The organism is Kitasatospora sp. NPDC047058 (genome assembly GCF_040643935.1).
GTDB lineage: Bacteria > Actinomycetota > Actinomycetes > Streptomycetales > Streptomycetaceae > Kitasatospora.
In genome coordinates, this window is the sequence record NZ_JBEYVJ010000646.1 from 1 (window position 1) to 2,804 (window position 2,804).

General features: G+C 78.2%; 3 protein-coding genes and 1 pseudogene. All 4 read left to right on the forward strand.

All coding sequences use genetic code 11. The annotated features are described in order from the left end of the window. The first annotated feature begins 216 nt into the window (after positions 1-216). Positions 217-756 (forward strand): hypothetical protein, encoded by a 540-nt coding sequence (locus ABZ885_RS38725; protein ID WP_360199533.1) that lies wholly within the window; start codon positions 217-219, stop codon positions 754-756. Positions 757-901: 145 nt separating this feature from the next. Then, the gene (locus ABZ885_RS38730; protein WP_360199535.1) at positions 902-1,678 is read left to right on the forward strand and encodes a 5-oxoprolinase subunit PxpA; all 777 of its coding nucleotides are present in this window, start codon (positions 902-904) and stop codon (positions 1,676-1,678) included. A gap of 62 nt (positions 1,679-1,740) precedes the next feature. Beyond that, on the forward strand, positions 1,741-2,367 hold the full coding sequence (gene pxpB / locus ABZ885_RS38735; protein ID WP_360199537.1) for a 5-oxoprolinase subunit PxpB: 627 nt from the start codon (positions 1,741-1,743) through the stop codon (positions 2,365-2,367). Continuing rightward, positions 2,364-2,804: pseudogene (locus ABZ885_RS38740) on the forward strand (allophanate hydrolase subunit 2 family protein); the annotation flags it as partial. The gene pxpB and the pseudogene ABZ885_RS38740, both read left to right, overlap by 4 nt.

Consider the following 2,804-nt stretch of genomic DNA (forward strand, 5'->3'; position numbering starts at 1 on the left):
CTGGTGGGGGGGCCCCCCCCCCCGGCGTGTCCGGCCGCGCACGACCGCGGGCGGTCTGCGGGCGACCTGCGGCGCCTGCGAGCGGCGCGGGGCTCGGTGCCACCGCGCGGCGACCTCGGACGACCCCGTGTTGAACACGTTCAATTCTGCGGTCTGGAGTCGTGCCACGCGGGTGGGACAAGGCCTCACCCGCCCTTCGGCATGGAGGTTCGCACCATGGGCAACGATCCGGGCACCGCTCCGGGCAACGCGACCGAGGCGGCCATGCGGCGGGTACGGCAGTGGCTCCGGATCTTCGTGGTCTGCCTCGTGCTGAGCGGCCTGACCGCGTTCCCGCTGGAGACCGAGACCAGGTTGCTGGCCGACTTCGCCACCGGCCCGGCGGCCGGCCTGACCGACCACGTACCGGTCCTGGTCGAGTGGCTGGTCCGCGTCCGCGACGGCGTCGCCGAGACCAACGACCGCTACCCCTTCCTCGCCTACGGCACCGACTGGCTGGCCTTCGCCCACCTGGTCATCGCGGCCGCGTTCTGGGGCCCGCTCAAGGACCCGGTGCGCAACGTCTGGGTGATCCGCTGGGCCGTCCTGGCCTGCGCGGGCGTCATCCCCCTGGCGCTGGTCTGCGGCCCGCTCCGCGGCATCCCGCTGTTCTGGCGATTCATCGACATGTCGTTCGGCATCGTCGGCGTCGTCCCGCTGCTGATCGTGCTGCGGCCGCTGGAGCGGACCGCGCACGCCACCGCCGTCACCGGCTGAGCCGTCCGGGGGACCGCCCCGGCCCGGGACCACGCCGGGCCGGGGCGGTCCCCGGGCGGTCCCGGGCCGGGGCGGGCAGCGCGGCACCGGGCACCACACGCAGGCCCTACGATCTGGCTCAACAGCTGCTGGGAGGCGGACGGGCGTGGCCGATGCGGTGATCGATCTCAATGCGGACCTCGGCGAGGGGTTCGGGCGGTGGACGCTGACCGACGACGAGGCCCTGCTCTCCGTGGTGACCAGCGCGAACGTCGCCTGCGGCTACCACGCCGGGGACCCGTCCACCATGCGACGGGTCTGCGCGCTGGCCGCCGAGCGCGGGGTGCGGATCGGCGCCCAGGTCTCCTACCGCGACCTGGCGGGCTTCGGCCGGCGCGCGATGGACGTCCCGTCGGAGGAGCTGGCCGACGAGATCGCCTACCAGATCGGCGCCCTCCAGGTGTTCGCCCGCGCGGCCGGCTCCCGGGTCTCCTACGTCAAGCCGCACGGCGCCCTCTACAACCGGGTGGTGGCCGACTCCGAGCAGGCCGAGGCGGTGGTCGCCGGCGTGCTGCGGGCCGGGGCGGTCTGCGACGGCCCGCTGCCCGTGCTCGGCCTGCCCGGCTCCCGGCTGCTGGCGGTCGCCGAGGACGTCGGGCTCCCGGTGGTCACCGAGGCCTTCGCCGACCGGGCGTACACCCGGGCCGGCAGCCTGGTCCCGCGGCGCGAGCCGGACGCCGTGGTGCACGACCCCGAGCGGGTGATCACCCGCGCCGTCGGCATCGCCCGGGACGGCGCGGTCGAGGCCGTCGGCGGCGGTCCGATCACGGTCGGGGCGCGCTCGCTCTGCGTCCACGGCGACACGCCGGGCGCCGCCCAGCTCGCCTGGCGGATCCGCGGCGCGCTCGCCTCGGCGGGCGTCCGGGTGGAGGCCTTCGCGTGACGGCGGCGGGGGGAACGGAGGCCGCCGGGGCCGCGGGGGGATCGGAGGCGGGGGCGCCGCGGATCCTGCCGGTCGGCGAGCGCGCGCTGCTGGCCGAGGTCGCCGGGGCGGAGGAGGTCGGCGCCCTGTACGCCTGGCTGCGCGCACGCCAGCAGGCCGGTGAGCTGCCCGCGGTCGAGGAGATCGTCCCCGCCGCGCGGACCGTCCTGCTGGACGGCGTGGCCGACGTCCGCGCGCTCACCACGGCCCTGCGGACGGCGCGCCCGGCCGCGGCCGACGCGCGGCCCGGCCCGCTGCTGGAGGTGCCGACCGTCTACGACGGCGCCGACCTCGCCGAGGTGGCCGGCCTCTGGGGCGTCTCCCCCGAGGCCGCCGTGCGGATCCACTCCGGGGCCGAGTACACGGTCGCCTTCTGCGGCTTCGCCCCCGGCTTCGGCTACCTCACCGGCCTGCCGGAGCGGTACGCGGTGCCCCGCCGCGACACCCCGCGCAGCGCCGTCCCGGCCGGCTCGGTCGCCCTGGCCGGCCCCTTCACCGGCGTCTACCCGCGCTCCTCCCCCGGCGGCTGGCAGCTCCTCGGGCGCACCGGCCTGCCGCTCTGGGACGCCGGCCGCGAGCCCGCGGCACTGCTCGCCCCGGGCGTGCGGGTCCGGTTCACGCCGGTGCGCCCCGGCAGGGAGCAGCCGTGACCGGGCTGCTGGTGGTCCGCCCGGGCCCGCTGACCACCGTCCAGGACCTCGGGCGGCGCGGTGTCGCCCACCTCGGCGTGCCGCGGGCCGGCGCGCTGGACGCGCCCGCGCTCCGGGCGGCCAACCGGCTGGTCGGCAACGAGCCGGGCGCTGCCGCGCTGGAGACCACGCTGGGCGGGGTGGCGCTGCGCGCCGAGGGGCCGGTGCTGGTCGCCGTGACCGGCGCCCCCTGCGAGGTGCGGGTGGACGGACGGGCCGCCGCCTGGGGCGCACCCGTCGCCGTCCCGGCGGGCGCCGTCGTGGAGACCGGCCCGGCCACGCACGGCGCGCGCGGCTACCTGGCGGTGGCGGGCGGGATCGCCGTCCCGCCGGTGCTCGGCAGCCGCTCCGCCGACCTGCTCTCCGGCCTCGGCCCGGCCCCGCTGGCCGCGGGCGAC

Bases quoted from the DNA above. Each gene is read 5' to 3' on its own strand.
- ABZ885_RS38725 (WP_360199533.1), top strand. From the start codon at position 217: ATGGGCAACGATCCGGGCACCGCTCCGGGCAACGCGACCGAGGCGGCC.